Origin of the sequence: Streptomyces sp. NPDC048420, from assembly GCF_040651535.1 — a bacterium.
GTDB lineage: Bacteria > Actinomycetota > Actinomycetes > Streptomycetales > Streptomycetaceae > Streptomyces.
Genome location: NZ_JBEZKG010000012.1, coordinates 195,024 through 221,039 on the forward strand (window position 1 = coordinate 195,024; position 26,016 = coordinate 221,039).

Consider the following 26,016-nt stretch of genomic DNA (forward strand, 5'->3'; position numbering starts at 1 on the left):
AGCCTGCCCGCATGACAGACACGGGCGGGCACGTGGGCGCGGAGCGGGTGACGGAGGCCGTCGCGCACGCGGTGGCGACGCTGCGGACGGGGGTGGACCGGGACTGGGGCGCGGTGCGGGCAGGCCGGGTGGACTGGAACTGCCTGGAGACGGCCGAGCACATCGCGAGCGACCTCATCGCGTACGCGGGCCAGTTGGCGGGCCGGGCGCAGGAGACGTACATCCCCTTCGAGATCCATCTCGAAGACGGCACCGACGCCGAGGGCGCCCTCCAGGTGATCGAGACGGGCGGCGCGCTGTTCGCCGCCACGCTCCGCACCACCCCGCGCGAGGTCCGCGCCTTCCACCCCTACCCCTTCCGCAGCGCGAACCGTGAGGGCTTCGCCGCGATGGGCATCGCCGAGGTCCTGCTGCACACGTACGACATCGCGGAGGGCCTGGGCCTGGCGTACGAGCCCCCCGCCCACCTCCCCGAACACGTCCTGACCCGGATCTTCCCCGAGGTCCAGCCGGGCCCGGACGCCTGGCGCACCCTCCTGTGGGCCACCGGCCGCGGCGAGCTGCCCGGCCGCGCCCCGCGCACGCGGTGGCGCTGGAGCAACAACCTCGTCCTGCCCACCGAACGCCTCACCCTGCAGGGCGTCACCCCCGCGGCCGCCGCCGACCTCGCCACGGGCGGCACCGGCGGCTTCGACTGGGTCGCCGACGGCCCCTTCGACGGCACCCGCGAGGCCGCGGGGATGACGATCAAGGCCTACGAAGCGGGCGTCCACCGCCCCGAGTTCGGCCTCTTCGTCCTCGTACGACGGGAGGACGGCCGCGCGATCGGCGGCATGGGCTTCCACGGCGCACCCGACGAGGACGGCCGCGCGGAGGTCGGCTACGACCTCGCCGAGAGCGCCCGCGGCCAGGGCTACGCCACGGAGGCTCTGCGCGCCCTGTCGGACTGGGCCCTGGCCCGCGACGACGTCCGCAGCCTCTGCGCCACCATCGAACCCGACAACGCCCCCTCCCAACGCGTGATCGCCCGCGCCGGGTTCGCGCGCGCGACCGTGGAGGAGGAGCAGGCGTACGGAGAGGCGGAGCCGGGGCTGCGGCTGTACGTCCTGCCCGCCCGGCCATGACCAGCTCTTCTTACTCGTTGCGTGCCGTTTCGGGTCCCGTGATGCGCCTGAGCAGCGGCATTGTGGACGCGATCACCGCCAGCGAAGCGACAAGCCCGGCGAGCACGATCACGTAGTACTGGATCTCCGGCGCCCGGATCGAGTAGCTGAACTGTGCCTGTACGAACAGCTGGGCAGCAAGGAAGCCCATCCCGATCGCCACCACGGCAACCACCAGGAGCGGGACCGCGCTCTCCAGAAGCACCACCCGCCGCAGCACCCCGAGCTGTGTTCCGGTCAACCGCAGCAGGCTGAAGGGGCGTTTGCGGTCGCGCAGGCCCCCGGCCACGCTCACCGCCAGGCTGCAGCCGGCGATGGGGAAGGTGACCAGGATGACCACGTTGGCCAGTTGCTGGTATCCGGCGAGCTGTGCGCCGCTTTGGGCGTGGTCTTCGCGGACGGTCCATGGGACGTCCTGGTCGGGATACGTGTTCGCGAGGATGGTGCGCGCGCGTTCGATCGCCGACGTCGAACCGTTGGTGGCCACGACGATCTCCTGCACGGGGAGGCGGGCCAGGCGCTGGGCGGAGATGTCGGCGGCCGGCCATGCCGTGGGCCAGTGCATCCAGTGGTACGTGCCGAAGCTGCCGTAGTTCTGGGTGACCGACGCCACTTGGGCTCCGGAGGCGCATGCGCTGTGGGCCGGCATCCGCGCAAGCTCCGTGCACGAGGCCAGGCCGGCCACCGGCGGGGTCGCGGTGCCTTGTGGGCCGCGATAGGCCGGGTCCGTGGTGCCGAGCGGGTTCGTGTGGATCATCAGCACGCCTTTGACTCCCGGCACGGAGTTGAGGTCGCCGAGCGCAGCCTTCGAGAGCGGGGGCACACTGCCGATCCGACCCCCGGTAGTGGGATTGAAGCCTTGGACGTAGTTGGCGTCCAAGGCGCCGGCGACCGCCCGGCCGGCCTGCGGGATGCTGCGCTCGGCGTTGAGTGAGCCGATGATCCCGACGGCTGCGCTCGTGACGCAGAGGGCGAGGACCAGACCGCTGACCGCGCGGAAGCCGGCCTTCGGGTCGTCCGCGAGCCGTCGGCCCGCGATGAGCAGCGCGGGGCGGGCGGTCTGCCGGGCCAGGACGCGGGCTCCGGTCATGGTCAGCCAGGGGCCGGCGATGACGAGTCCGGTCAGGACCAGCAGGATTCCCGGGACGAAGACCCAGATCTGGCCGTTGGTGCTCCTGGGCACCCGGCCGATGGTGTAGGAGAGTTCGGCGATTCCGACGGCCAATGGGATCAGCCGGTAGACCCGCGGCGGGCGTGGCGTGACGCGCCGGGTGACCCCGAGCGGGGAGACCTGCACGCGCTGCAGGGCGATCCGGGCCGCGATGGCGGCCCCCACCGGAACCGCGACGCAGACAAGCAGGATGTCGCCGGTCCGGAGCGTGAGGTCGTCGGCGAAGTACGGCGTACTCGTGAGGTTGACCGCCGCCAGTTGCGCACGGAAGAGGTAGAAGAGGCCGAAGCCGACGGCCGTACCGATGACCGCGGCGACCGTCGACTCGACGGCCGAGAGCATCGAGATCTGCCGCGGTGTGGCGCCGACCAGGCGCATCGCGGCGAAGCGCTGCTCACGGCGGGCGGCCGCCAGCCGGGTGGCCGTGCCGATGAGAATGAGTATCGGGAAGATCAGGGCGGTGCCCACCACGGAGAGGATGAGCTTGATGCCCCTGCTGTCGATGCCCACCCTGACAGCGCAGTTGGTGCCGTTGCAGCTGCTGGGCGTCGCGGTGGTGATCGAGGTGACCTGGGTGGCGTCGTGCTGTTTCGCGAGCTGGTCGGGACGGTGGCCGATGACGATGAGCAGGGAGTCGGGGCCCGGCAGTGCCGCCTTGCCGACCGTGCCGACCTGGCGGCCGGGGTAGCGGTCGGCGAGTTCGGCGGCCGGGGTGGCGTGGAGGAGCTTGCTGAGGGCTGGTGAGGCGTAGAACTCGCCCGGTCCGGGGAGGCGTGAAAGGCCCGGTGGAACCGGGGAGTTCGGGCCGGTGGCGGCGACGTCGACACGGCCGATGATCTCGCCGTCGAAGTGGTCCGCCCTGAGCAGCCACCACAGCGGGTCGGTGTCTGCCTTCGCTGCCGACTGGCTCGATGTCGCCGTGCCAGAGCCGGTGTTGAGCCAGGCGTTGCGGCTGTTCTGGGTGGCGGTGGCGTTGATGGCCGCCAGGATGCTCAGCAACAGGCCGACGCCGAGGGCGACGGCGGCCACGATGACGGCGAGGCGGGCGGCGGCCTCCCTGCCGCCGCTCAGGGTGAGGCGCAGGCCGAGGCGGATCACGAGGTGAGCCGTTCGACGAAGAGCGGCGTGACCTTGCCGTCGCGGACGATGACTTCACGCTTCGCGAACGCTGCCACCCGCGGCTCGTGGGTGACGAGGACGACGGTGGTGCCCTCCTCCCGTGCGGAGGCGACCAGCAGATCCATCACATGCTCGCCGGTGAGCGAATCGAGCGACCCGGTCGGCTCGTCGGCGAACAGCACCGTGGGCCGGGCGACCAAGGCGCGGGCCAGGGCGACACGCTGCGCCTGTCCGCCGGAGAGCTCGCCCGACCGGCGCCCCTCGAGACCGTCCAGACCGAGCCGTCCGAACCACGATCGGGCCTCGGCCAGCGCGCTCGCCCTGCGGGACTTGGCCAGCAGCAGTGGCAGGGCGACATTCTCCTCGGCGGTCAGTTCGGGGACGAGCTGACCGAACTGGAAGACGAAGCCGAAGTGATCCCGGCGCAGCGCGCTGCGCTCGGGCTCGCCCAGAGTGTCGATGCGGCGGCCGTCGAACCAGATCTCGCCGGAGTCTGGGACGAGGATCCCGGCCAGGCAGTGCAGCAGCGTGGACTTGCCGGAGCCGCTCGGACCGGTGACAGCGAGGATCTCGCCGGCACGGGCGCAGAGGTTCGCCCCCTGCAGCGCGGGCGTCTGCCCGAACGACAGGACGGCGTTCCGCGCTTCCATGAGGAAGCCGTCGTCCGAACTCATGAGCGCACCTCCGCCGTCAGGGCGGCGAGCCGCGCCACGGTCTGGTCCATCCACCGCAGATCGGCCTCCAGGTGGAACACGCCGTGGTCGGCGAGCAGCGAGTCGACCGTGCTGCCGGTCCGGCGCAGTTCGGTCAGCTCCCGCATCCGCTCCATGTGGGCGGCGCGCTGGATGTCGAGGTACGTGCGGGGGTCTCGCTCCAGCAGCACCGCCAGTACGACCTTGGTGAACAGCACCGTCTGCAGGTGCGGTTCACCCGCGACCGGCTCGGTCAGCCAGGTCTCGACCTGCGTGACCCCGAGCTCGGTGATCACGTAGCGCTTGCGGTCCGGCCCCGACCCGGGCCCGGTCTCGCCGACCTCGACCTTCCCGTCACGGGCGAGGCGCCCCAGGGTCGAGTAGACCTGCCCGGCGGGCAGCGGTTTGCCCCGGCCGAAAAAGGTGTCGTAGTCGCGCTTGAGGTCATAGCCGTGGCTCGACTCCCGTTCAAGGAGCCCGAGGAGCACCAGAGGAACAGTCATACCTCAGTATCTACACTCAGTATCTAGTTGCGGTCAACGAGCCCCGCACGAATGGTGCGAGGAACACCGCCGCGCCGAACATCCGCCACGAAGCCGAAACCTGGTTCACCCCAACCCCGGAGGAACCGCCCGCCCCTTCGGTCGCCGCAACCCCGCCCCCGTGAGCAGTCGCACCACGTCCCGGCTGCTCACCTCCACCGCACCGGCGGCCACCACATCGGTGTACCGGTGCGAGGGAATGTCGTAGTGGTCGCGCTCGAAGGCCCGCCTGGGGACGCCCAACTCATCCGCGAACACGTGGAGTTCGTCGAACGAGACGTCGCTGATGAGGTGGGACCACATACGGCCGTGCCCCGGCCAGGTCGGTGGGTCGATGTAGACGGTCACGAGGAGGGGGTCCCGCCCGTCGCGGTTCCCAGCGAGCCGACCGCCGCGACCTTCACGCCCGCCTGGTGGCACACCCAGTGCGGGTCGGGGCCGAGCTCCGGTTCGACCTCCAGGGCGTGCGGGTCGCCGGAGCCGCAGACCGGGCAGAGAGGCCAGCGGCCGTAACGCTCCAGAAGGGCGTCCTGGACGTCCTGCGCGACCAGGCCCGCCACGAAGTCCGCACCCTCGGGCCACTGCTCCACCCACCAGCGCCGCTGTACGACGGAGTCCTCGACCATCGACACCACGTCCGCCGCCGCGACCTCGGCCGCGGCCAGGTCGGCGAGCACGAGGGCGCGGGCCGTGTGCAGGGTCTGCTCAAGTGGACCGATCGACTCCATGCAGCCATTGTGCGCGCTCTTGACCACGGGCCTGCGCCAAAAATATCTTTCATGTGTGCCCCAGGAAGTGAAGGAAATTTTCGGCAGCGCGCTCGCGTCGAAGGTGCGCACGCTGGGTCCGTCGATGACGCGTTCCATGCAGCGGGTCGCCGAGGCCGTGGCGAACGACCCCGCGGGATGCGCGGCCCTCACCGTCACGGGCCTCGCGGAGCTGACCGGGACCAGTGAGGCGACCGTCGTCCGTACGGCCCGGCTGCTGGGGTATCCCGGCTACCGCGACCTGCGCCTCGCCCTCGCCGGGCTCGCCGCGCAGCAGCAGTCCGGGCGGGCGCCCGCGATCACCACGGACATCGCGGTGGACGATCCGATCGCGGACGTGGTCGCCAAGCTCGCCTACGACGAGCAGCAGACCCTCGCGGACACGGCGGCCGGCCTGGACACCGTGCAGCTGGGGGCGGCGGTCGGCGCGACGGCCTCGGCCCGCCGGATCGACGTGTACGGCGTGGGGGCGTCCGGTCTCGTCGCCCAGGACCTCACGCAGAAGCTGCTGCGGATAGGACTGATAGCGCAGGCGCACAGCGATCCGCACCTCGCCGTGACGAACGCGGTGCAGCTGCGGGCGGGGGATGTCGCCATCGCGATCACCCACTCGGGGTCGACCGGGGATGTCATCGAGCCGCTGCGGGTCGCCTTCGAGCACGGCGCCACGACCGTGGCGATCACCGGTCGGCCGGGCGGGGCGGTGGCGCAGTACGCCGACCATGTGCTGACGACGTCCACCGCCCGGGAGAGTGAGCTGCGGCCTGCGGCGATGTCGTCCCGGACGAGTCAGTTGCTGGTGGTGGACTGTCTGTTCGTGGGGGTGGCGCAGCGGACGTACGAGACGGCGGCGCCGGCGCTGGCCGCGTCCTATGAAGCCCTCGCGCACCGGCACCGTCGGTAGCGACCTCAGTTCCCGGTAGACGCCAGTCAGAAGAAAGAGCCGTTCCGCCATGACCTCCACCTCCAACCCCCGCGATCTGCAAGCCCAGTTGGAGTCGCTGACCACCGAGGCCTTCCGACCCGAGCTCGCCGACATCGATCGGTTGCCCACCCTCGACATCGCCCGGCTGATGAACGGCGAGGACGCCTCCGTGCCCACGGCCGTGTCCCGGCAGCTGCCGCAGATCGCCGCGGCCATCGACGCCGTCGCCGAGCGCATGGCCCGCGGCGGCCGACTGATCTACGCCGGGGCCGGTACCGCCGGACGGCTGGGCGTGCTGGACGCCTCCGAGTGCCCGCCGACCTTCAACACGGACCCGGCGCGGGTCGTGGGCCTGATCGCGGGTGGCCGGGAGGCGCTGGTCACCTCCGTCGAAGGCGCCGAGGACTCCGCGGAGCTGGCGCGGGCCGACCTGGACGAGCTCGCGGTGACGTCCCTGGACACGGTGGTCGGGGTGTCCGCGTCCGGTCGTACCCCCTATGCCGTGGGAGCCGTGGAACACGCCCGCGCGCGGGGGGCGTTGACCGTCGGCCTGTCCTGCAACGCGGGCAGTGCGCTGGCGGCCGCCGCCGATCACGGCATCGAGGTCGTCGTGGGCCCGGAGCTGCTCACCGGCTCGACCCGCCTCAAGGCCGGCACCGCGCAGAAGCTGGTGCTCAACATGCTGTCGACGATCACGATGATCCGGCTGGGCAAGACGTACGGGAACCTGATGGTCGACGTGCGCGCCTCGAACGAGAAGCTGCGGGCCCGCTCCCGCCGGATCGTCGCGCTCGCCACCGGCGCCGACGACGAGGAGGTCGAGCGCGCCCTGGCCGCCACCGACGGCGAGGTGAAGAACGCGATCCTGACGATCCTGGCCGACGTGGACGGCCCGACGGCCGCCCGCCTCCTGGAGGAGACGGGCGGCCATCTGCGGGCGGCGCTGTCGGCCACGGGGTGACGGAGAGCGGCTAGCTCACGCTCACCGAGTACGCGTAGGTGGCCGCGTCCTCGCCGACGTCCTCCCACCACACGTTCTTGAGCGTGCAGGTGCCCCGGCAGTGGATGCCGTCGGCGGCCGGTGAACCGATGATCACGTTGGAGATCGTGGCACCTTCGGCCAGCTCCAGGATCGGGTCCTGGCCCTCGCCCTGACCGCCGCCGCCGAGGGCGCCGGTGCCGACGAAGCGGGTGAGGTCGAAGTTCTGGTTGCCGCTGACCGGCTTGGTCTTCGAGACCTTCTCGGTGCGCTTGGCGGTGGGCCAGACGGCGGTGGGGCGAGTCTGCGCCTGTGCCTGTTTCTGTGCCTGTGCCTGTTTCTGTGCCTGTTTCTGTGCCTGTGCCTGTTTCTGTGCCTGTGCCTATGGCGCTTCTGCTTGCGCTTGCGCGGTCGGGGCCGTGGTGCTCAGTACGGCGGTGGCGGCGGCCAGGGCGATGCCGACGGCGCGCAGCGAACGGAACCGGATCATGCCGCCGGTCCTGACCGGTATGGGCGGGGCCGCGGGTGCGGTCGGCCGCGTGAGCGTGCGTGTGCGGATGGTCATGGACGCATCCTCACCAAATTCACGCGATCTTTGCATTCCGGGCAGGCCGAACGGTGGTCGCCGGGGTCGTCGGGCGCCCGGAGCGCCCGACGGTCAGCGGCGGACCAGCATCGCGTGAGTGACGTTCGGGGAGCCGACCAACTCCGACACCCGGTAGCCGTCGATCCCCTCGCCCAGGTCTTCGAGGAGCCGCTCGCCGCGTCCGATGAGCATCGGCGCGATCACCAGGTGGAGCTCGTCGATGAGGCCGGCACGCAGATACTGCCGGATGACCGCCGCCCCGCCGCCGATCCGGACGTCCTTGCCGTCCGCCGCGTCGAACGCACGCCGGAGCACCGCCTCCGGCTGCTCGTCGGTGAAGTGGAAAGTGGTCCCGCCGGCCATCTCCAGCGCCGGGCGCAAATGGTGGGTGTGGACGAAGACGTCGTGGTGGTAGGGCGGGTTGTCGCCCCACCAGCCCTGCCAGGACTCGTCCTGCCACGGCCCGCGCTGCGGTCCGAACATGTTCCGGCCCATGATCGTGGCGCCGATGTTCTGGTCACCGCGGACGAAGTAGTCGACGTCGACGCCGGTCTTCCCCGCGGCCGCGTCCTCCGACGCGGACATGAACCAGCTGTGCAGCTCGTCGCCCCAGCCGACACCGTCACCGAACGGGGCGTCCAGCCGCTGGTTCGGGCCGGCCATGAAGCCGTCGAGGGAGATCGTGACGTTGTGTACGCGCACCTTGGGCATGGCTTTCACCTCTCGTGTAAATGTCGTTCCTCACCTGTACGTCGTTCAGAGGCTGACCGAATCGACATCACCACGCACTTTTTTCCAGACGAGGGTGTAGCGCCAGAACAGCCGACGCCTCAGCCGGGCACCGGGGAGGACCCGGCGGGCCTCGCGGAGGATCTCGGTGTAGGGGACGTCCGGGTTCCGGGTCACGGCGGTCATCGCGACGGGCGTCTCGGCCACCCTCCGCCCCCGGTTCTTGACCCAGCCGTTGATCAGGTTGAGCGGCACGGAGACGAGCCCGAGCAACTGCTGGAGCCGGGTGTCCTCCTGGGCGACACCGACGATCACCAGGGTTCCGCCGGAGGCGAGCCGGTCCCGGAACCGGGTGAGCGTCTCGGTCAGGGGTAGGTGGTGGAGCACGGCGACACAGGTGATGACGTCGTAGGGGGCACCTTCGTCGTACGACAACCCGTCCGCGACGGAGAGGGTGACGGGGAGGCCGGGACCGGTCAACTCCCTTGCCTTACCGATGATCCGCTCGTCACTGTCGATGCCGTACACATGTGTCGCCCGGGTCGCCAACAGCCGCACGAGATCTCCGGCACCGCAGCCGACGTCGAGGGCGCGGTCGAAGCGGGGCGGCAACCGGCGCATGAGCCAGGGGTGGTAGTGGGTGTTGTGGGACCAGGGGTGGGCGTCGTTGAAGCGGGCGAGGGCGTCCAGGAGAGGCATGGGTTCATTTCAGCAGGGCATCCGCCCCTCCCTGTTGACCTTCCGCACCCTCGCCCGCAGCACCTCGCCCTGCGGCGCGGGCCCGGTGGACTCCGGCGGACAGTCCCACTCCCGCCCGCCGCCGAGGGGCCTGAGCTGCACTCTCCCGCCCAGGTGCCCCATCACCTCCCCCACCCGCCCGTCCCGTACGTCCACGACGTACGCCCCGACCGGCGGCCACACCCCGCGCAGCACGGACGCCAGCCGCTCGGCCGTGCGTACGTTGCAGCGGCCCAGGTCGACCAGCGGGAAGGGTTCGTCACCGGCGCCGGTGAGGGGGTCTACGGCGAGGGACGGCAGTACGACGCCCACGCCGACGAGAGCCTCCCGCAGGGACTCCAGGACTTCTTCGGTGGACCGCACGCTTCCTCCATCGGCACGCTGGGTTGGTGATTCACAACACAGCGTGTCCGTTATGGCTCTAACCTGGCCATACGGACCAGCCCAACAACCTCACCTGGTGGATGGGGAGTCGCACATGCCGGGACCGAAGGACCTCGACCCGTCGTCGTCACCGAGGGCACTGCTGGGCGCGGAGCTGCGGCACGCGCGGGAGAAGGCGGGACTCAGCCAGGAGGAACTGGGGCAACGGCTGTTCGTGAGCGGGTCGTTCGTGGGGCAGCTGGAGGCGGGCACGCGGAGGATGCAGCCGGATGTCGCGCGACTGCTGGACGAGGTGCTCGGGACGGACGGGTTCTTCCAGCGCAACTGCGCGGCGGCAGCGAAGTCCAAGTACCCCGAGCACTTCGCGGAGGCGGCGGAGTCGGAGGCCCAAGCGACGGCGATCAGAGAGTACGCACCTCTCCTCATCCCCGGCCTGCTCCAGACTCCCGCGTACGCACGGGCCGTGAACCGCGCCTACGACCCCACGGTCCCGGAGAAAACCATCGACGTGTGGGTGGAGGGCCGGATGGAGCGGATCCGACTCCTCGACCATCCAACAAAGCCGGTGTTGTGGGTGGTTCTCGACGAGGCGGCGCTGCGCCGGGAGACCGGTGGCCGGGCGGTGATGGCGGAGGCCCTGCGTCACATCGCCGAGCTGGCCCGCCGGAGCCGCGCGATCGTGCAGGTGCTGCCCTTCAGCGCGGGAGCCCACTCCGCGATGGAAGGCGCCCTGAAACTGATGGAGTTCGAGGACGCGCCCCCACTGGCCTACTACGAGGGAGTGCGCATCGGCCGACTGGAGGACGACCCCGCCACGGTCGTCCAACTGCGGTTCACGTTCGACCTCCTCGTGGCCTCCGCGCTCTCGCGGGAGAAGTCCCTGGCCCTGATCGAGTCGTTGGCGCAGGATTACGTCCATGAGGAACAACCCTGAGATCTGGCGCAAGTCGACCTACAGCGGGGGCGGCGGCGGCAACTGCCTCGAAGTGGCCGTGGGCCACCCGACCCGCGTCCCCGTCCGCGACTCCAAGACCCCCCAAGGCCCGAAGCTCATGCTCCGGCCGCAGGCATGGTCAGCTTTCGTCGAGGCGGTCATAGAGGTCAGGATCTGACCTATACGGCTCCTAGCGTGGCCCCATGACCGACACCACGCACACCCTCACCACCGACGAGCGCACCGACCTGCTGGAGGCGCTGGCCCACAGCCGGCGCTTCCTGCGCTTCACCACCCGCGACCTCACCGACGAGCAGGCCGGACAGCGGACCACCGCCAGCGAGCTGTGTCTGGGCGGCCTCATCAAACACGTCACGTCGGTGGAGCGGCACTGGGCGGACTTCATTCTCAACGGCCCCTCCGCCATGCCCGACTTCACCGCCATGGCCGAGGCCGACTTCGCCCGGCGGGCCGACGAGTTCCGGATGCAGCCCGGCGAGACGCTGGCCGGTGTGCTGGCCGACTACGACGAGATGGCCCGCCGCACCGACGAACTCGTCATGGCCCTGCCCGACTTGAACGCCGCCCATCCGCTCCCCGAGGCGCCGTGGAACGAGCCCGGGGGTCGATGGTCGGCCCGCAGGGTGCTGCTGCACATCGCCGCCGAGACCGCCCAGCACGCGGGTCACGCCGACATCATCCGCGAGTCCCTGGACGGCGCCAAGAGCATGGGCTGACCCGGTCCCGAAGCTCAAGCCCCCAGCTCCGAGCCCTCTTTTCAAGGAATGGGTGGAGGGCCTCAACCCGCCCACCCTCCCCGCGAGTTGACTCGACGCGACCGGCTTGCCACGTAGCGTCACAATCGTCTAGCGTGCCCGCATAACGAACAGCCCCCGCCAGGTGCTACCAACACCTGCGGGGGCTTGACCTACGAGATCGAAGGCCCGATCCCATGGCTGGAGCCAAGCTTAGTGGCACCTTCCTGCCCGCGCACGCATCCCCGCACCCCATGGCGAACCCGGGATACGGAAAACGCAGCGCCCCCGACCAACACCCCCGCACCGCGCACGACTTCGCCCACCTCCCACCTCGCGAAGCCGCCATCGCCGCGTACCTCGACCGGCTCCCCGACGGCGCCGACATCTCCGTAAAGACGCTGGCCAAGACGCTGCCGTACGGCCAATGCGCACTTGGCACCGCCCTCAACCGCCTCCAACAGGCAGGCCACTTGCGCCGGGGGCGGGAGCGGCTGGACTCCGAGTCCGGCAGTACCCGCTGGATCACCCGATCGTGGTTCTCCCGTACCGCACGAGATGACGACTGGTGGGCCGCCTTCACGCGGGGTGACGTCCCGGAGGAGTCCCCGTCCCGCCGCCCGACCCGTTCCCGCGCCCACATCCTCCTCGCCGCTCTCGGCCGCACGGCTCCCGTGCTGTCTCTCTCCGCCGCCGAGTGCGTCGCTCTTGCCCCGCTCCTGACGGACTGGTTCGCACGCGGGGCGACTGGCGAGGCCGTACTGCGCGCCCTGACCGAAGGTCTCCCCGCCCCCGTCCACCACCCGGCCGCACTCGTCCGCTCGCGCCTGATCAGCAAACTCCCACCGGAGCCGGGGCCGGAGCCGGAGCCGGAGCCGAGCCCACCTCGCCGGATTCTAGAGTGCGCCGAGTGCGGAGTACCCGGCCGCCCGGAGGCCCTGCCAGGGGGCGTGTGCAACGGCTGCCGGGGCGAACACGCCCCCACACGCCCCAGCGCACTCCTGCCCGCCCTCGAAATCCACGCCCGCGCGGACGGGATCCGGGCTGCGATGTCCCTGAAGCGAGAAGAAGCGAGGACACCTCCCCGTCTACCTCCTCGTCGACCGTGACAACACCACGATCACGGTCTACAGCGAGCCGAAGGACGGTCAGTACCGGCACGCCCCGTCCTACCCTTGGGGAGCCACCGTCGAGATCCCGGTCCCCGTGAACGTCACGCTCGATACCGAAAAGCTCAAGGACTACGCAGACTGACACCATGAACCACGCCCAGCTCACCGCCCTAGGCCGCGCCCTCCGTCTCCTCGGCGAACACGGGGACGCCCTCACCGCGGACACTCCCGACGCCAAGCTCCACGAGGTCAGGGCCGACCTGAAGCGGGCCCTGGACCTCCTGGAGGACAGCGTCACCGCTGCCGCCCCCACCACCCGCTGCGCCGAGCACCCGAACGGCCCGGTGGACGAGAACGCCCCCGACCTGTGTCTGCTGTGCGAGACCCGTCGTAGGGCGGCCCGTCGCGCCGAGATCAACGGCCCTTCCGCGCGCCCCCGCGCCACCGAACCCACCGCTTCCCGCTACGGCGTCCGCGAGGACCGGCCGCAGCCCCAGCAGCGCTGGCTCCCCGAGCTGTGGACCGGCCAGGAATGGCAGCTGTGCGGGACGCCGAGGCGCGACCGGCACGAGGCGGAGCTGTATCTCAACGCCCAGCGCCGGGGTCCGCGCGCGGCGATGGCGTACCGGCTCGTGCACGAGTTCACCGACTACGAGGTGCTGCGCGTGTGGGGCACGCCGGTCAGGGTGGACATCGAGCCGCTCGGCAACCTCTAGAGCCTGAGAGCCCTACTTCAGCAGCGGCAGCGCCGGGAAGTCGTACCCCTCCCACAGCCGCCCCGACACATCCTCCGGACCCCGCTCCCCGCTCCCCGCTCCCCGCGAACAGCAGATTCCCGAGGTCGGCCGCGTAGGTGCCGAACAGCAGCGGGATGTCCAGCCCGTCTGCACGCGCTCGTACAGCTCGGTCGGCGTGGCCCGCGGGAAGGCCGCACGGTAGGCGCGCTCGCCCTCCGCCCCCGGCGCGAACATCCAGGAAGAGCCGGTACTCGAAGGGGGTGACGGTGGGTGCCACCTGCCCCCACCGGGGGTCGTACTCACGCATCCGCAGGCTCAACCGCTCGCCCACGGAGGGGAGTTCACGCGGGTTCACGGCGGCCGGTCAACCAAGTCCCTCACCGGGGGGCGTGCTCCTCCAGCACCGCCCGGGTCCGCTCCTCGTCCAGCTCGTACACCGTCTCGTGCGCTCGCGGGTCGCGCGCGTGGAAGGTGTGGAACACCGGGCTCGCCGGCCCGCCCAGCTCCACCAGCGAGGCCGAGGCCCCCCGTACGGCCCGCTCGGTGCCGTACGGCGTCGTCAGGTCGATGCGGTTGACCACCCCCGGCGTCACCCACACCGGTACCGACTCCAACATCCCGAACAGCTGGAGATGGAAGTGCCCGGTCAGCACGGCCCGTACGTCACTCCCCCGGATCGTCTCCGCCAGCTCCCCGGGGTTGAGCAGCCCGAAGACCGGTTGCAGGACGGAGAGGCCGAGGCTGATCGGTGGGTGGTGGAAGGCGAGGACGGTGCCGTGTTCGGCCGGGGTTCTCAAGACCTCGCCCAGCCAGTCCAGTTGGGCCTCGGTGATCCGCCCGTACACCTTCCCCGGCACGAGCGAGTCCAGCGTGACGAACCGCCAGCCGTCGACGGTGCTCACCGCCGCCCGCTCGGCGGCCTCGGTCTCCAGTACCGCCTCCGGCCGGTCGTGCCCGCTGCCCAGCACCTTGCCGAAGGCCTCGCGCTCGTCATGGTTGCCGGTGGTGTAGAAGACGGCGGCGCCCAGCGTCCGGGCGAAGTCGCCGACGAGCTCCTGCACCGCCGCATAGGCCTCGACGTCCGCGTCGTTGGCGATGTCGCCGGTGACGAGGACCGCGTCGATATCCCGCAGATGCCGTAGCTCGGCGAGCATCAGCCGCAGCGATTCGGTGGCGTTGACGCCGTTCTTGTTGGGGGCGTCGGTGCGCTCCACATGGGTGTCCGAGAGATGCACGATTCGCATGTACCGGAACGCTAGCCGGAGTTGACCACAGCAACCAGGGTGCCTTCAACGCCCCGGCCGCCACATGGTCGTCACGACCTGGCCGCCGGCGAGGTGGATCTCGTCGGGGAAGGCGGGGCCCCACACCGCCTTCCCCAGCGCGTTCTGCAACGACCGGGGCGTGGGTCATGGGCCCGTTCTCGACCCACGCCTTGCAGCGACTGCCGTCAGCTCAACGACGTCAGCGCCGACGCCTCGTACGGCTTGAGCTCGTCGAAGCGGCCGGAAAGCACCTTCGCCGCCCACTCCGGGTCCTGCAGCAGGGCCCGTCCCACGGCGACCATGTCGTACTCCTCGCGCTCCAGGGCGTCGAGGAGGTCGTCGATGCCCTTGACCGGCGAACCCTCCCCCATGAAGCCGCGGATGAAGTCCCCGTCGAGACCGACCGAGCCGACGGTGATGGTGGTCCGGCCGGTGAGCTTCTTGGTCCAGCCGGCGAGGTTGAGGTCGGAGCCGTCGAACTCGGGGAGCCAGTAGCGGCGGGTGGAGGCGTGGAAGGCGTCGACACCGGCCGCGGCGAGCGGGGCGAGGATCGCCTCCAGCTCCTCCGGCGTCTCGGCGAGCCGCGCCTTGTAGGCCTCCTGCTTCCACTGCGAGTAGCGGAAGATGATCGGGAACTCGGCCGACACCGTCTCGCGTACGGCCGCCACGATCTCCGCCGCGAACTTCGTACGGGCGACCGGGTCACCGCCGTAGGCGTCGGTGCGGCGGTTGGTGCCCGCCCACAGGAACTGGTCGAGGAGGTAGCCGTGGGCGCCGTGCAGCTCCACGCCGTCGAAGCCGATGCGCTCGGCGGCGGCCGCGGCCTCGGCGAAGGCGCCGATGACGTCGTCCAGGTCGCGCTGGGTCATCGCCTTGCCGGTGGGCTCGTCGGTGCCGAGGCGGATGCCGGAGGGGCCGACGGCGGGGGCGTCGGCGTAGGGCGGCTGTCCCTGCTCACGCACCATGCCGATGTGCCACAGCTGCGGGACGATGGTGCCGCCCGCCGCGTGCACCTGCTCGGCGGCCTTCGCCCAGCCCGCCAGCTGCTCCTCGCCGTGGAACCGCGGGATGCTGTCGCTCTGCCCGGCCGACTCGTGGCCGACGTAGGTGCCCTCGGTGACGATCAGGCCGACTCCGGCGGCCGCGCGGCGCGAGTAGTACGACGCCACGTCCTCACCGGGGATGCCGCCCGGGGAGAACGAACGGGTCATGGGCGCCATGACGATGCGGTTCGGGACGGTCAGGCCGTTGATGTGGACCGGGCGGGAAAGGATCTCGGCGGCACGGGAGGTGGAGGGGGCGGTCACGTGGGGGTACTCCTCGGTATGTGCATGCGCATGGACAGTTTCCCTGGTGCCAACCACCTCGTCCGCCTCAGGATTTCCTGGCGGGCTGTGACTCCGGCCACGCATGAAAGAAGCCCGTCCCACGATCGTGGGACGGGCTTCGTCTTGAGCGCCGGGCAGGCCTTGCACCTGCATTTCCCCGCAGGAAGCGGGGCGTCTTTCCTTGGACCACCAACGCGTAGTCGGCCGACGGGAGTTCACGTCGGGCGGCTCGTGATCAAGCATAGCGCAAGAAAACACCGGGGACGGCCACCCCCTGTTCCCAGGAAGGGCCGCCCCCGGCAAGGACGTTGATCAACCGTCAGGCCCTACGGCCCGGAGTCGATCAGAAGTCCATGTCACCGCCCGGCATGCCGCCACCGGCGGGCGCGGCGGCCTTCTCCGGCTTGTCGGCGATGACGGCCTCGGTGGTGAGGAAGAGCGCGGCGATGGAGGCGGCGTTCTGCAGGGCAGAGCGGGTCACCTTCGCCGGGTCGATGATGCCCTCGGCGATCATGTCGACGTACTCACCGGTCGCGGCGTTCAGGCCGTGGCCGACGGGCAGGTTGCGGACCTTCTCGACGATGACGCCACCCTCGAGACCACCGTTGACGGCGATCTGCTTGAGCGGGGCCTCCAGCGCGAGCTTCACGGCGTTGGCGCCGGTCTGCTCGTCACCCGAGAGGTCCAGCTTCTCGAAGACGCTGGAGGCCTGGAGCAGGGCCACGCCACCACCGGCGACGATGCCCTCCTCGACGGCCGCCTTGGCGTTGCGCACGGCGTCCTCGATGCGGTGCTTGCGCTCCTTGAGCTCGACCTCGGTCGCGGCACCGGCCTTGATGACGGCGACGCCACCGGCGAGCTTGGCCAGGCGCTCCTGGAGCTTCTCGCGGTCGTAGTCCGAGTCGCTGTTCTCGATCTCGGCGCGGATCTGGTTGACCCGGCCGTTGACCTGGTCCGAGGAGCCGGCACCGTCGACGATGGTGGTCTCGTCCTTGGTGATGACGACCTTGCGGGCGCGGCCCAGGAGGTCCAGGGTCGCGTTCTCCAGCTTGAGGCCGACCTCCTCGGAGATGACCTCGCCGCCCGTGAGGATGGCGATGTCGCCGAGCATGGCCTTGCGGCGGTCACCGAAGCCCGGGGCCTTCACGGCGACGGACTTGAAGGTGCCGCGGATCTTGTTGACGACCAGGGTCGACAGGGCCTCGCCCTCGACGTCCTCGGCGATGATCAGCAGCGGCTTGCCCGACTGCATGACCTTCTCCAGGAGCGGGAGCAGGTCCTTGACGGAGCCGATCTTGGAGTTGGCGATGAGGATGTACGGGTCGTCGAGCGACGCCTCCATCCGCTCCATGTCGGTGGCGAAGTACGCCGAGATGTAGCCCTTGTCGAAGCGCATACCCTCGGTGAGCTCCAGCTCCAGACCGAAGGTCTGGGACTCCTCGACGGTGATGACGCCTTCCTTGCCGACCTTGTCCATCGCCTCGGCGATGAGCTCGCCGATCTGGGTGTCGGCGGCGGAGATGGAGGCCGTGGAGGCGATCTGCTCCTTGGTCTCGACATCCTTGGCCTGCTCGAGCAGGGCGGCGGAGACGGCCTCGACGGCCTTCTCGATACCGCGCTTGAGGGCCATCGGGTTGGCACCGGCGGCTACGTTGCGCAGGCCTTCCTTGACGAGGGCCTGGGCGAGCACGGTCGCGGTGGTCGTACCGTCACCGGCGACGTCGTCCGTCTTCTTGGCGACTTCCTTGACCAGCTCGGCGCCGATCTTCTCGTACGGGTCCTCGAGCTCGATCTCCTTGGCGATGGAGACACCATCGTTGGTGATCGTGGGGGCGCCCCACTTCTTCTCGAGGACGACGTTGCGGCCCTTGGGGCCGAGCGTCACCTTGACGGCGTCCGCGAGCTGGTTCATGCCGCGCTCGAGGCCGCGCCGCGCCTCCTCGTCGAACGCGATGATCTTGGCCATGTGAAGTGGTCCCTCCAGGACTGGGGGTGATTCCTTCGGACCGCGCCCGCGCCCGCGACGGACGGCTCGCCTGCCTCGTGGGTTCCTTCCCCACCCGGCCTGCGGGCCTCACCGACCCGGTCCTTCGTTGTCACTCTCACCTTCAGAGTGCTAACGCCAATGATTAGCACTCGGCATGGTCGAGTGCAAGCGCCTGCCGAAGACCGGGGTGGGTTCGGCTGTCGGGCGGCTACCGGTCGGCGGGGGCCGAGCGCGCAGTTCCCCGCGCCCCTGGGTAGGTGCAGCAACCCGCGCCACGACGGGCCGTTCGCCACGTACGGCACGCAGGGGACGGGGTGACTCCGGCACCGACCCACCAGGCAGAACCGCGCTGCACGCGCCCCCACCGAGCCGGCAGGGGCCGCCGCAGGCATTCAGGGGCGCGGGGAACTGCGCAAGGGCGCCCGCCCCCACCCAACCCGCACAAGACAACGAACCAACACCCGCACAAGCCCCGGCCCCACCGCCGGAGGCACATGCCGAAGGGCCCGTACCCATGACTCCCCATGGGGTACGAGCCCTTCGATTGAAGAACGAAGAACGACGCTGTTGTTACCCGGCGCGTGCTTCAGCCTGTCGCGAGACGGACCATGTCCGCCTGCGGCCCCTTCTGACCCTGCGAGATCTCGAACTCGACCCGCTGGCCCTCTTCAAGGGTGCGGTAACCGTCCATCTGGATCGCGCTGTAGTGGACGAATACATCCGCACCACCGTCGACCGCGATGAAGCCGTACCCCTTCTCCGCGTTGAACCACTTGACGGTGCCCTGAGCCATGCCTAACTCCCCTATTACTGGCCCTTGCACGGACCCGCACTTCGCGGATCCGGGTCAGACCTCACCCCCCACATGGTTGGGGGCGTGCGCCGGAACGCGTCGACCGCGGCTGAATGTATCTGTCCAACTGCCGTCTGCAACAGGTCAATCGGACGAGAATTCTGGACGGAAGGGGTCCGGAATGTAGCGAGAATTCGCCCGAATTCGGGGCAAGTCGGGCCCCATAAACGACGCATAAGGCACATAAGACGTGCACACTTTGGCTACTTCTCATCGCCCGAGAAGCGGGAACTCATATGCATGCGGCATGAAGAGAGCCGCAGCTTCCCCAACTGTACCGTGCTCAACCATAGAGAATTGCCCCCTCCGCTTCTCTCACGGAGGGGGCAATCGGATGAACACTCGGTAATTACTGTTACCGAAGGTAATGACCAGTCATACGGTCACCCGCCGGCGACCGCCGGGATGATCGAGACACCGGCCCCGTCGGGCGTCGCCGTCTCCAGCCCCTGCTCGAACCGCACATCGTCGTCGTTCACGTACACATTCACGAACCGCCGCAGCTTGCCCTGGTCGTCGAGAACGCGCGCGGCGATACCCGTGTGGTTCTTCTCCAGATCCGCGATGACCTCGGCGAGGGTCCCGCCCTCGGCCTGCACCTCGGCCTGGCCACCGGTGTAGGTGCGCAGGATGGTGGGGATACGGACGGAAACGCTCATGCGAGGCCAGCCTCTCGGAAAGAGTCCAGGTTGGGACGGATGGTGGCGGTGAGCCCGGTACCGGCCACCGCATCCAGGGTCTTGAGACCGTCGCCGGTGTTCAGCACCACCGTGGTCTTCGTCGGGTCGAGGATGCCGTTCTCGATCAGCTTGCGGGTCACCCCCACGGTCACGCCACCCGCGGTCTCCGCGAAGATCCCCTCGGTCCGCGCCAGCAGCTTGATCGCGTCGACGACCTGCTCGTCGTTGACGTCCTCCACCGCACCGCCGGTACGACGCGCGATGTCCAGGACGTACGGACCGTCCGCCGGGTTGCCGATGGCGAGGGACTTGGCGATGGTGTTCGGCTTCTGGGGCCGGACCACGTCATGGCCCGCCTTGTACGCCACCGACACCGGCGAGCACCCCTCCGCCTGCGCGCCGAAGATCTTGTACGGCCTGTCCTCCACGAGCCCGAGCTTGATCAGCTCCTGCAGACCCTTGTCGATCTTCGTGAGCTGCGAACCGGAGGCGATCGGGACCACGAGCTGGTCGGGCAGCTGCCAGCCGAGCTGCTCGCAGATCTCGTACGCCAGGGTCTTGGAGCCCTCCGCGTAGTACGGCCGCAGGTTGACGTTGACGAAGCCCCAGCCCTCGCCGGCCGGGTCGCCGATCAGCTCGGAGCAGAAGCGGTTCACGTCGTCGTAGTTGCCCTCGATGCCGACGAGCTCGCCGCCGTAGATCGCGGCCATGACGACCTTGCCCTGCTCCAGGTCGTGCGGGATGAACACGCAGGAGCGGAACCCGGCGCGAGCGGCCGCGGCACCCACGGCGCCGGCGAGGTTGCCGGTGGAGGAGCAGGAGAGGGTGGTGAAGTTGAAGGCGCGAGCGGCCTCGATGGCCTGCGCGACGACCCGGTCCTTGAAGGAGTGCGTCGGGTTGCCGGAGTCGTCCTTGATGTACAGGCCGCCGGTCACGCCGAGCTCACGGGCGAGGTTGTCGGCCTTGACGAGCTGGGTCCAGCCGGGGTTGATGTTCGGCTTGGTCGCCACGTCCGCGGGGACGGGCAGCAAAGGGGCGTAGCGCCAGATGTTCGCGGGTCCCGCCTCGATCTGCTTGCGGAGCTCCTCGGTTTCGTAGGCCGAGAAGTCGTACGCGATCTCGAGCGGGCCGAAACACTCCTCGCACGCGAAGACCGGGCCGAGCGGGACGCGGTGGCCGCATTCGCGGCAGCTCAGCGCCGCGGCGGGACCCAGGTCGACGGAGTTCGTGGTGCTTGCAACAGTCTGCACAGCCATGGAGGCGAGGCCCTTTCTCCTCATCTTCCTCACGACGCACTTCGCCGTGAGACGGATTTGGCACCTTCCCGAGTCGGGAGCCTCGCGGAGACGATCGTCATCGATCGCTACGAGAACCGACTGGAGGGTTGCCGGGGCTTCATCGGGCCGTATCCCTCTGCCCCTCTGGATGAGCGGTATGAAGTTGTTAACGGCGGCCACCCTGGACATGCGATGGTCATCCGCGTTGTTCAAGACTGTAACCGACGACAAGGACAGTTGAGGGAGTCGTCCGAACCGCGAGATGGATCACACGCTAAGGAGCCGCCCACTGTGCTGAACGAAGTCGAGCGCTGGCTGGCCACCCGTTCCTGGTCCGTGACCGATCGCCCGCTCCACAAGATCATGGCGGCGAAGCGGAGCACGGGCCGGACCGTCAGCGTCGTCCTGCCGGCCCTCAACGAGGAGGAGACGGTCGGTGACATAGTCGCCGTGATCCGTCATGACCTCATGATGCAGGTCCCGCTCGTCGACGAGATCGTCGTCGTCGACTCGGGATCCACCGACCGTACGTCCGAAGTGGCGGCCGCCGCAGGCGCCCGGGTCGTCCACCGCGACGACATCCTCCCGCGCATCCCGGCCGTGCCCGGCAAGGGCGAGGTCCTGTGGCGCTCCCTGCTCGCCACCACCGGGGACATCGTCTGCTTCATCGACGCCGACCTGAAGGAGTTCTCCTCGGACTTCGTCTCCGGCATCGTCGGCCCGCTGCTCACCGACCCCGGGGTCGACCTGGTCAAGGGCATGTACGACCGTCCCCTGGGCGGCGCCGCCGGCCAGGGCGGCCGGGTCACCGAGCTGATGGCGCGGCCCCTGCTGAACATGCACTGGCCGCAGCTGGCCGGTTTCGTGCAGCCGCTGGGCGGCGAGTACGCGGCCCGCCGCAGCCTGCTCGAACAGCTCCCGTTCCCCGTCGGCTACGGCATCGAGCTCGGCATGCTGGTCGACGCCCTGCACCTGGTGGGCCTGAACGCCCTCGCGCAGGTCGACGTCGGGGTCCGCAAGCACCGCCACCAGGACGGCCAGGCGCTGGGCCGGATGTCGGCGGCGATCTACCGCACGGCCCAGCTCAGGCTGGCCCGCGGCCACATGATCCGCCCGTCCCTGACCCAGTTCGAGCGGGGCGCGGACGGCTTCGAGCCGCGGACGTACTCGGTGGACACGGAGGAGCGGCCGCCGATGGTGGAGATCGCGGAGTACGTGAAGAGGAAAGCCGCGTAGGACTCCTGAACGCCTGACCGCGACCCGGACTCCTGAACACCTGACCGTGACCCACGGGAACGTTTGAGCGGTTGGGTGCCGGGCTAGATGTCGAGGCATGGTTTCCTCGCACAGCGCCCACGTGCTGGTCGCATCCAACCGCGGCCCGGTCTCTTACGAAGTGGGCGAGGACGGCTCGCTGAACGCCAAGCGCGGCGGCGGCGGGCTCGTCTCCGGTCTGTCGGCGATCGGACCGGACGCGGGCGCGCTGTGGGTGTGCTCGGCGCTGTCCGACGGTGACCGCGAGGCGGTCCGGCGGGGCGTCGGCGAGGACGGCGTGCGAATGCTCGCCATTCCGGCCGACGTGCACGCGGACGCGTACAACGGCATCGCGAACTCGGTGCTCTGGTTCGTCCACCACCTGCTCTACCAGACCCCGCTGGAGCCGGCCTTCGACGCGGAGTTCCGGCGGCAGTGGGCGTCGTACGAGACGTACAACCGCGCCTTCGCACAAGCGCTCGCGGAGGAGGCGGCCGAGGGGGCGGCGGTCCTGGTGCAGGACTACCACCTGTGCCTGGTGCCGGGGATGCTGCGCGAACTGCGCCCGGACCTCAGGATCGCCCACTTCTCGCACACGCCGTGGGCGCCGGTGGACTACTTCACGATGCTGCCCGACGACATCCGCACCCAGCTCCTGGAGGGCATGCTCGGCGCCGACCGGGTGGCGTTCCTGACCTGGCGGTGGGCGACCGCCTTCCAGCGCTGCGCGGACGAGCTGGACCCCGAGCGCTACCTCAGCATGTGGCCGTCGGGAGCGCCCAGGGCGATCCAGCACCGGCAGGGCAAGGAGCTCCTGCGCACGACGTACATCGGCGTCCACGGCCTCGGCGCCGACGCCGATTTCCTGCACGCCCGCTCGCACGAGGCGGACGTCGAGGAGCGGATGACGGCTCTGCGCGAGGAGATCGGCGAGGGCCGCAGGACCATCGTGCGGGTCGACCGGACCGAGCTGTCGAAGAACATCGTGCGCGGACTGCTGGCGTACCGGCACTTGCTGGACACCCGGCCCGAGTGGCGGGAGCGGGTCGTCCATGTCGCTTTCGCCTATCCGTCGCGGCAGGACCTGGCGGTCTACCGGGACTACACGGCCGAGGTCCAGCGGCTGGCGGAGGAGATCAACTCCCAGTACGGGACGCCTGGCTGGAGCCCGGTCGTGCTCCACGTCAAGGACGACTTCGCACGCTCCCTCGCCGCGTACCGGCTGGCCGACGTGGCCCTGGTCAACCCCATCCGGGACGGCATGAACCTGGTCGCGAAGGAGATGCCGGTGGTGTCCGACGAGGGGTGCGCACTGGTGCTGTCGCGGGAGGCGGGAGCGTGGGAGGAACTGCGCCGCGACGCGCTCGTGGTCAACCCGTACGACGTGGTCGAGACGGCCGACGCCCTGCACGAGGCGCTGACCATGCCGCCGGACGAGCGGGCCGAACGCACGAAGAGACTGGCCACGGCGGCCACGGCGCTGCCGCCGGCGCAGTGGTTCCTGGACCAGTTGAACGCGCTGAACGAGCTGACCGGCCGATGACCGGCGACGCCACGGACTCCCTGCCCACCCCGGCGACCCCCGTCGGCCGGGACGGCCTCCACGCTCTCCTCGCCGCGCCGCACCGGGCGGTGATCGGGCTGGACTTCGACGGGACGCTCGCGCCGATCGTGGCGGATCCGGAGCAGGCGCGGGCGCATCCCGACGCGGTGGCCGCCCTCGCGGCCCTGGCCCCGAAGGTGGCGTCCGTCGCGGTCGTCACCGGCCGCCCGGCCGAGATCGCGGTCCGCTACGGCGGCTTCGCGGGCGTCCCCGGCCTGGAGCACCTGACCGTGCTCGGCCACTACGGCGCGGAGCGCTGGGACGCGGCGACCGGCGAGGTCACGGCACCGGAGCCCCACCCCGGCGTGGCCGCGGTCCGCGCCGCACTGCCGGCCCTCCTCGACGGCACCGGCGCCTGGATCGAGGAGAAGGGCGGCCGGGCGGTGGCGGTCCACACCCGCCGGGCCCCCGACCCCCAGGCCACCTTCGACGCCCTCCGCGCCCCCCTCACCGGCCTCGCCACCCACCACGGCCTGATCGTCGAACCGGGCCGCCTGGTCCTGGAGCTCCGTCCGCCGGGGATGGACAAGGGCGTGGCCCTGCTGACCCACGTCCGCGACCTGTCCGCCGGCTCCGTCCTCTACGCCGGAGACGACCTGGGCGACCTCCCGGCGTTCTCCGCGGTGGACGACCTCCGTTCGGCCGGCACCCCCGGGCTCCTGGTCTGCAGCGGCAGCGACGAGGTGACGGAACTGCGGAAACGGGCCGACCTGGTGGTGGACGGCCCCGGTGGTGTGGTGGCCCTGCTGCGAGCACTGGCGAACCGGCTCGGCTGACGCAAAAAGGGAAAGCCCTACCGCTCGGAGCGACGCGCGTCCCGCACCCGCCGCAGCCGGTTCACCGTCACCGGGTCATGGGCCACGGCCCGTTCGTCGTCCAGCAGCGCGTTCAGGAGCTGGTAGTAGCGGACCGGTGCCAGGCCCAGCTCCTCCCGTATCGCTCGCTCCTTCGCGCCGGGCCCGGGGAAGCCGCGGTGCTCCAGGGCGAGGATGTCCCGCTCCCTGCGGTCCAGCTCCGGATGCTCCATGCCAGGAACCGTACCTCCCGCGACTGACAGTGACGGTGGCTACTCCGCGTTCTGCGCGGTCAGCTGCAGTGCGCGCAGCACCTCCGAAGGGTTACCGCCCGAACTCACCGCCGACCCGATCCGCTTCTTCACGGCCGCACTGACGGAGGCCCAGGACGTCTTGCCCACCGGCGGCAGCTCGGAGTCGGGCAGCGCGTCGAGGAAGGGCTTGAGGTCGGTGTCCTGGGAGGCCGAACCCATCGCCGAGGACGCGGAGTTGGTCACCGGCAGCAGGTCGTACTCGCGCGAGAACGACAGCACGTTCTTCTCGCTGTACACGAAGTCGAGGAAGTCCCCCACCTGCTCGGCGTGACCGTTCTGCTTGAAGGCCGTCATCCAGTCGGCGACCCCCATGGAGTTCTTGGTCTTCCCGTCGACCCCCGGCATCGGCACCATCCCGAACTTCACCCCCTTCGCGGCGGCGATCTTCATCAGCGAGGGATGCCCGTTGAGCATCCCCACGTCCCCCGCGGCGAACGCCGAGAACGCGGCGGCCCGGTTCAGGTTCCCGGGCGCGACGGGACCGGTCAGCCCCTTCCCGACGAGCTCGTCCCTGAGCCAGGTGAGCGTCGCGACGTTCTCGTCGGAGTCGATGCCGTACGTCCCGACCGAGTCGACGTATCCGCCGCCCCCGCTCAGCAGCCACTGCATGGTCTCGGCCTGTGCCTCCTCGGGCCCGAGCGGCAGCGCGTACGGGTACTTCACCCCGGCCGCCTTGAGCACCTCCGCGTCCGCGGCGAGCTGCTTCCAGGTCTTCGGCGGGGTGAGTCCGGCGTCGGCGAAGAGGGTCTTGTTGTAGAAGAGCAGCCTCGTGGACGCGGCGAACGGCATCCCGTACTGCACCCCGTTGATCCGCCCCGCCGAGGCGAGCTGCGAGACGAAGTCGGCCTGTTCGCGGATTCCGAGCAGGTCGTCCGCCTTGTACAGCAGCCCCTTGTCCCCGTAGTCGGCGTACGAGCCGATCTGCGCCATGTCGGGCGCCTTCCCGGCGTCGACGAGGTCCTTGACCTTGCTGTCGACGTCGTTCCAGGAGTACACGCTGACGTCGATCTTCACGCCGGAGTGCTCGGCCTCGTACTCCTTGACCAGCTCGTCCCAGTACTTCTGGGAGCTGTTGGCCGCGCTGTCGCCGTAGTCCGCGGCGATCAGCTTCAGTGTCACCTCGCCCGATCCGCTCCCCACTCCGCAGCCGCCCAGGACCGCCGTCATACCCAGTGCGGACACCGCCGCGATCGTTCCCGTCCTACGCCGCCGCACCGACAACCGCCCCATACTCACGTTCGAAAACTTTCGAAAAGTCATACATATCTCCGCCCTCAGGTCTACACCACGTAAGTGGACTAGACCTCTCGCGGGTCCAAGGGTCACAC

Annotated in this window: 28 protein-coding genes, 2 pseudogenes and 1 riboswitch; of the genes and pseudogenes, 11 read left to right on the forward strand and 19 right to left on the reverse strand. The window is 70.0% G+C overall.

The window, feature by feature from the left end:
* The first annotated feature begins 11 nt into the window (after nucleotides 1-11).
* Entirely contained in the window at nucleotides 12-1,124 is a 1,113-nt protein-coding gene (locus AB0D34_RS23860; protein WP_362664505.1) for a GNAT family N-acetyltransferase, read from the forward strand.
* A gap of 10 nt (nucleotides 1,125-1,134) precedes the next feature.
* Here the strand turns inward: AB0D34_RS23860 and AB0D34_RS23865 are convergent, their stop codons facing one another.
* The 5 genes from AB0D34_RS23865 to AB0D34_RS23885 all read right to left on the reverse strand — a co-directional run bounded on the left by AB0D34_RS23865 (nucleotide 1,135) and on the right by AB0D34_RS23885 (nucleotide 5,415).
* Nucleotides 1,135-3,432: an FtsX-like permease family protein gene (locus tag AB0D34_RS23865; protein ID WP_362664507.1), complete on the reverse strand. Its 2,298-nt coding sequence runs from the start codon at nucleotides 3,430-3,432 to the stop codon at nucleotides 1,135-1,137.
* Nucleotides 3,429-4,127: an ABC transporter ATP-binding protein gene (locus AB0D34_RS23870; RefSeq protein ID WP_362664509.1), complete on the reverse strand. Its 699-nt coding sequence runs from the start codon at nucleotides 4,125-4,127 to the stop codon at nucleotides 3,429-3,431. The genes AB0D34_RS23865 and AB0D34_RS23870 overlap by 4 nt, the downstream gene beginning before the upstream one ends.
* Nucleotides 4,124-4,648 (reverse strand): PadR family transcriptional regulator, encoded by a 525-nt coding sequence (locus AB0D34_RS23875; protein WP_362664511.1) that lies wholly within the window; start codon nucleotides 4,646-4,648, stop codon nucleotides 4,124-4,126. The genes AB0D34_RS23870 and AB0D34_RS23875 overlap by 4 nt, the downstream gene beginning before the upstream one ends.
* Before the next feature lie 105 nt (nucleotides 4,649-4,753).
* Nucleotides 4,754-5,035, reverse strand: coding sequence for a DUF4031 domain-containing protein (locus tag AB0D34_RS23880; protein ID WP_362664513.1), 282 nt, complete (start codon nucleotides 5,033-5,035; stop codon nucleotides 4,754-4,756).
* A complete protein-coding gene (locus AB0D34_RS23885; protein ID WP_362664515.1) occupies nucleotides 5,032-5,415 on the reverse strand; it encodes a hypothetical protein in 384 nt (127 codons plus the stop codon). Before AB0D34_RS23885 ends, AB0D34_RS23880 begins: the two co-directional genes overlap by 4 nt.
* A 67-nt stretch (nucleotides 5,416-5,482) precedes the next feature.
* Here AB0D34_RS23885 and AB0D34_RS23890 point away from each other — a divergent pair, with 67 nt between their 5' ends.
* Together AB0D34_RS23890 and murQ are read left to right on the forward strand one after the other, a co-directional pair.
* Nucleotides 5,483-6,358, forward strand: coding sequence for a MurR/RpiR family transcriptional regulator (locus AB0D34_RS23890; RefSeq protein WP_362664831.1), 876 nt, complete (start codon nucleotides 5,483-5,485; stop codon nucleotides 6,356-6,358).
* A 49-nt stretch (nucleotides 6,359-6,407) separates the two neighbouring features.
* Nucleotides 6,408-7,340 (forward strand): N-acetylmuramic acid 6-phosphate etherase, encoded by a 933-nt coding sequence (gene murQ, locus AB0D34_RS23895; protein ID WP_362664517.1) that lies wholly within the window; start codon nucleotides 6,408-6,410, stop codon nucleotides 7,338-7,340.
* A gap of 34 nt (nucleotides 7,341-7,374) precedes the next feature.
* Here the strand turns inward: murQ and AB0D34_RS23900 are convergent.
* The 5 genes and pseudogenes from AB0D34_RS23900 to AB0D34_RS23920 all read right to left on the reverse strand — a co-directional run.
* Nucleotides 7,375-7,650: pseudogene (locus AB0D34_RS23900) on the reverse strand (pectate lyase); the annotation flags it as partial.
* A gap of 90 nt (nucleotides 7,651-7,740) precedes the next feature.
* Complete coding sequence (locus tag AB0D34_RS23905; protein ID WP_362664519.1) at nucleotides 7,741-7,923, reverse strand: hypothetical protein; 183 nt, start codon at nucleotides 7,921-7,923, stop codon at nucleotides 7,741-7,743.
* A 93-nt stretch (nucleotides 7,924-8,016) separates the two neighbouring features.
* Nucleotides 8,017-8,655: a dihydrofolate reductase family protein gene (locus AB0D34_RS23910; protein WP_362664521.1), complete on the reverse strand. Its 639-nt coding sequence runs from the start codon at nucleotides 8,653-8,655 to the stop codon at nucleotides 8,017-8,019.
* A 45-nt stretch (nucleotides 8,656-8,700) separates the two neighbouring features.
* Nucleotides 8,701-9,372 (reverse strand): class I SAM-dependent methyltransferase, encoded by a 672-nt coding sequence (locus AB0D34_RS23915; protein WP_362664523.1) that lies wholly within the window; start codon nucleotides 9,370-9,372, stop codon nucleotides 8,701-8,703.
* 9 nt (nucleotides 9,373-9,381) lie between these two features.
* Nucleotides 9,382-9,774 carry a hypothetical protein gene (locus tag AB0D34_RS23920; protein ID WP_362664525.1) on the reverse strand — a complete coding sequence of 131 codons (393 nt, stop codon included), beginning with the start codon at nucleotides 9,772-9,774 and terminating at the stop codon, nucleotides 9,382-9,384.
* 115 nt (nucleotides 9,775-9,889) lie between these two features.
* On the opposite strand from AB0D34_RS23920, the gene AB0D34_RS23925 reads away from it, so the two are divergent.
* The 5 genes from AB0D34_RS23925 (at nucleotide 9,890) to AB0D34_RS23945 (ending at nucleotide 13,312) form a co-directional block, all read left to right on the forward strand.
* Nucleotides 9,890-10,729: a helix-turn-helix transcriptional regulator gene (locus AB0D34_RS23925; protein WP_362664527.1), complete on the forward strand. Its 840-nt coding sequence runs from the start codon at nucleotides 9,890-9,892 to the stop codon at nucleotides 10,727-10,729.
* Entirely contained in the window at nucleotides 10,713-10,907 is a 195-nt protein-coding gene (locus AB0D34_RS23930) for a DUF397 domain-containing protein (RefSeq protein WP_362664529.1), read from the forward strand. The genes AB0D34_RS23925 and AB0D34_RS23930 overlap by 17 nt, the downstream gene beginning before the upstream one ends.
* 25 nt (nucleotides 10,908-10,932) lie before the next feature.
* A complete protein-coding gene (locus AB0D34_RS23935; protein ID WP_362664531.1) occupies nucleotides 10,933-11,466 on the forward strand; it encodes a DinB family protein in 534 nt (177 codons plus the stop codon).
* A gap of 272 nt (nucleotides 11,467-11,738) precedes the next feature.
* Nucleotides 11,739-12,593, forward strand: a complete 855-nt coding sequence (locus AB0D34_RS23940; protein WP_362664833.1) for a hypothetical protein — start codon at nucleotides 11,739-11,741, stop codon at nucleotides 12,591-12,593.
* Nucleotides 12,594-12,742: 149 nt separating this feature from the next.
* Entirely contained in the window at nucleotides 12,743-13,312 is a 570-nt protein-coding gene (locus AB0D34_RS23945; RefSeq protein ID WP_362664533.1) for a hypothetical protein, read from the forward strand.
* A gap of 12 nt (nucleotides 13,313-13,324) precedes the next feature.
* Here AB0D34_RS23945 and AB0D34_RS23950 read toward each other — a convergent pair.
* From AB0D34_RS23950 to thrC, 7 genes and pseudogenes are all read right to left on the reverse strand, one after another.
* A pseudogene (locus AB0D34_RS23950) lies at nucleotides 13,325-13,694 on the reverse strand (hypothetical protein); the annotation flags it as partial.
* Nucleotides 13,695-13,710: 16 nt separating this feature from the next.
* On the reverse strand, nucleotides 13,711-14,577 hold the full coding sequence (locus AB0D34_RS23955; RefSeq protein ID WP_362664535.1) for a metallophosphoesterase: 867 nt from the start codon (nucleotides 14,575-14,577) through the stop codon (nucleotides 13,711-13,713).
* A gap of 206 nt (nucleotides 14,578-14,783) precedes the next feature.
* Complete coding sequence (locus AB0D34_RS23960; RefSeq protein WP_362664536.1) at nucleotides 14,784-15,905, reverse strand: NADH:flavin oxidoreductase; 1,122 nt, start codon at nucleotides 15,903-15,905, stop codon at nucleotides 14,784-14,786.
* A gap of 364 nt (nucleotides 15,906-16,269) precedes the next feature.
* Nucleotides 16,270-17,892: a chaperonin GroEL gene (gene groL, locus AB0D34_RS23965; protein ID WP_355744181.1), complete on the reverse strand. Its 1,623-nt coding sequence runs from the start codon at nucleotides 17,890-17,892 to the stop codon at nucleotides 16,270-16,272.
* A 607-nt stretch (nucleotides 17,893-18,499) separates the two neighbouring features.
* Nucleotides 18,500-18,706: a cold-shock protein gene (locus AB0D34_RS23970; protein WP_007382895.1), complete on the reverse strand. Its 207-nt coding sequence runs from the start codon at nucleotides 18,704-18,706 to the stop codon at nucleotides 18,500-18,502.
* A gap of 443 nt (nucleotides 18,707-19,149) precedes the next feature.
* Nucleotides 19,150-19,425, reverse strand: coding sequence for a MoaD/ThiS family protein (locus AB0D34_RS23975; RefSeq protein WP_123990075.1), 276 nt, complete (start codon nucleotides 19,423-19,425; stop codon nucleotides 19,150-19,152).
* Nucleotides 19,422-20,702 carry a threonine synthase gene (gene thrC / locus AB0D34_RS23980; RefSeq protein WP_362664539.1) on the reverse strand — a complete coding sequence of 427 codons (1,281 nt, stop codon included), beginning with the start codon at nucleotides 20,700-20,702 and terminating at the stop codon, nucleotides 19,422-19,424. The genes AB0D34_RS23975 and thrC overlap by 4 nt, the downstream gene beginning before the upstream one ends.
* A gap of 17 nt (nucleotides 20,703-20,719) precedes the next feature.
* Nucleotides 20,720-20,878, reverse strand: a riboswitch (SAM riboswitch).
* A 136-nt stretch (nucleotides 20,879-21,014) separates the two neighbouring features.
* Between thrC and AB0D34_RS23985 the strand changes: the two genes are divergently transcribed.
* The 3 genes from AB0D34_RS23985 to otsB all read left to right on the forward strand — a co-directional run bounded on the left by AB0D34_RS23985 (nucleotide 21,015) and on the right by otsB (nucleotide 24,356).
* The gene (locus tag AB0D34_RS23985) at nucleotides 21,015-21,959 is read left to right on the forward strand and encodes a glucosyl-3-phosphoglycerate synthase (RefSeq protein WP_362664541.1); all 945 of its coding nucleotides are present in this window, start codon (nucleotides 21,015-21,017) and stop codon (nucleotides 21,957-21,959) included.
* A 97-nt stretch (nucleotides 21,960-22,056) separates the two neighbouring features.
* Entirely contained in the window at nucleotides 22,057-23,520 is a 1,464-nt protein-coding gene (locus AB0D34_RS23990) for a trehalose-6-phosphate synthase (RefSeq protein ID WP_362664543.1), read from the forward strand.
* A complete protein-coding gene (gene otsB, locus AB0D34_RS23995) occupies nucleotides 23,517-24,356 on the forward strand; it encodes a trehalose-phosphatase (RefSeq protein ID WP_362664545.1) in 840 nt (279 codons plus the stop codon). The genes AB0D34_RS23990 and otsB overlap by 4 nt, the downstream gene beginning before the upstream one ends.
* A 17-nt stretch (nucleotides 24,357-24,373) precedes the next feature.
* Here otsB and AB0D34_RS24000 read toward each other — a convergent pair whose 3' ends face one another.
* On the reverse strand, nucleotides 24,374-24,607 hold the full coding sequence (locus tag AB0D34_RS24000) for a DUF3263 domain-containing protein (protein ID WP_362664547.1): 234 nt from the start codon (nucleotides 24,605-24,607) through the stop codon (nucleotides 24,374-24,376).
* A gap of 39 nt (nucleotides 24,608-24,646) precedes the next feature.
* Nucleotides 24,647-25,918, reverse strand: a complete 1,272-nt coding sequence (locus tag AB0D34_RS24005) for an extracellular solute-binding protein (RefSeq protein ID WP_362664835.1) — start codon at nucleotides 25,916-25,918, stop codon at nucleotides 24,647-24,649.
* Between the last annotated feature and the right edge of the window lie 98 nt (nucleotides 25,919-26,016).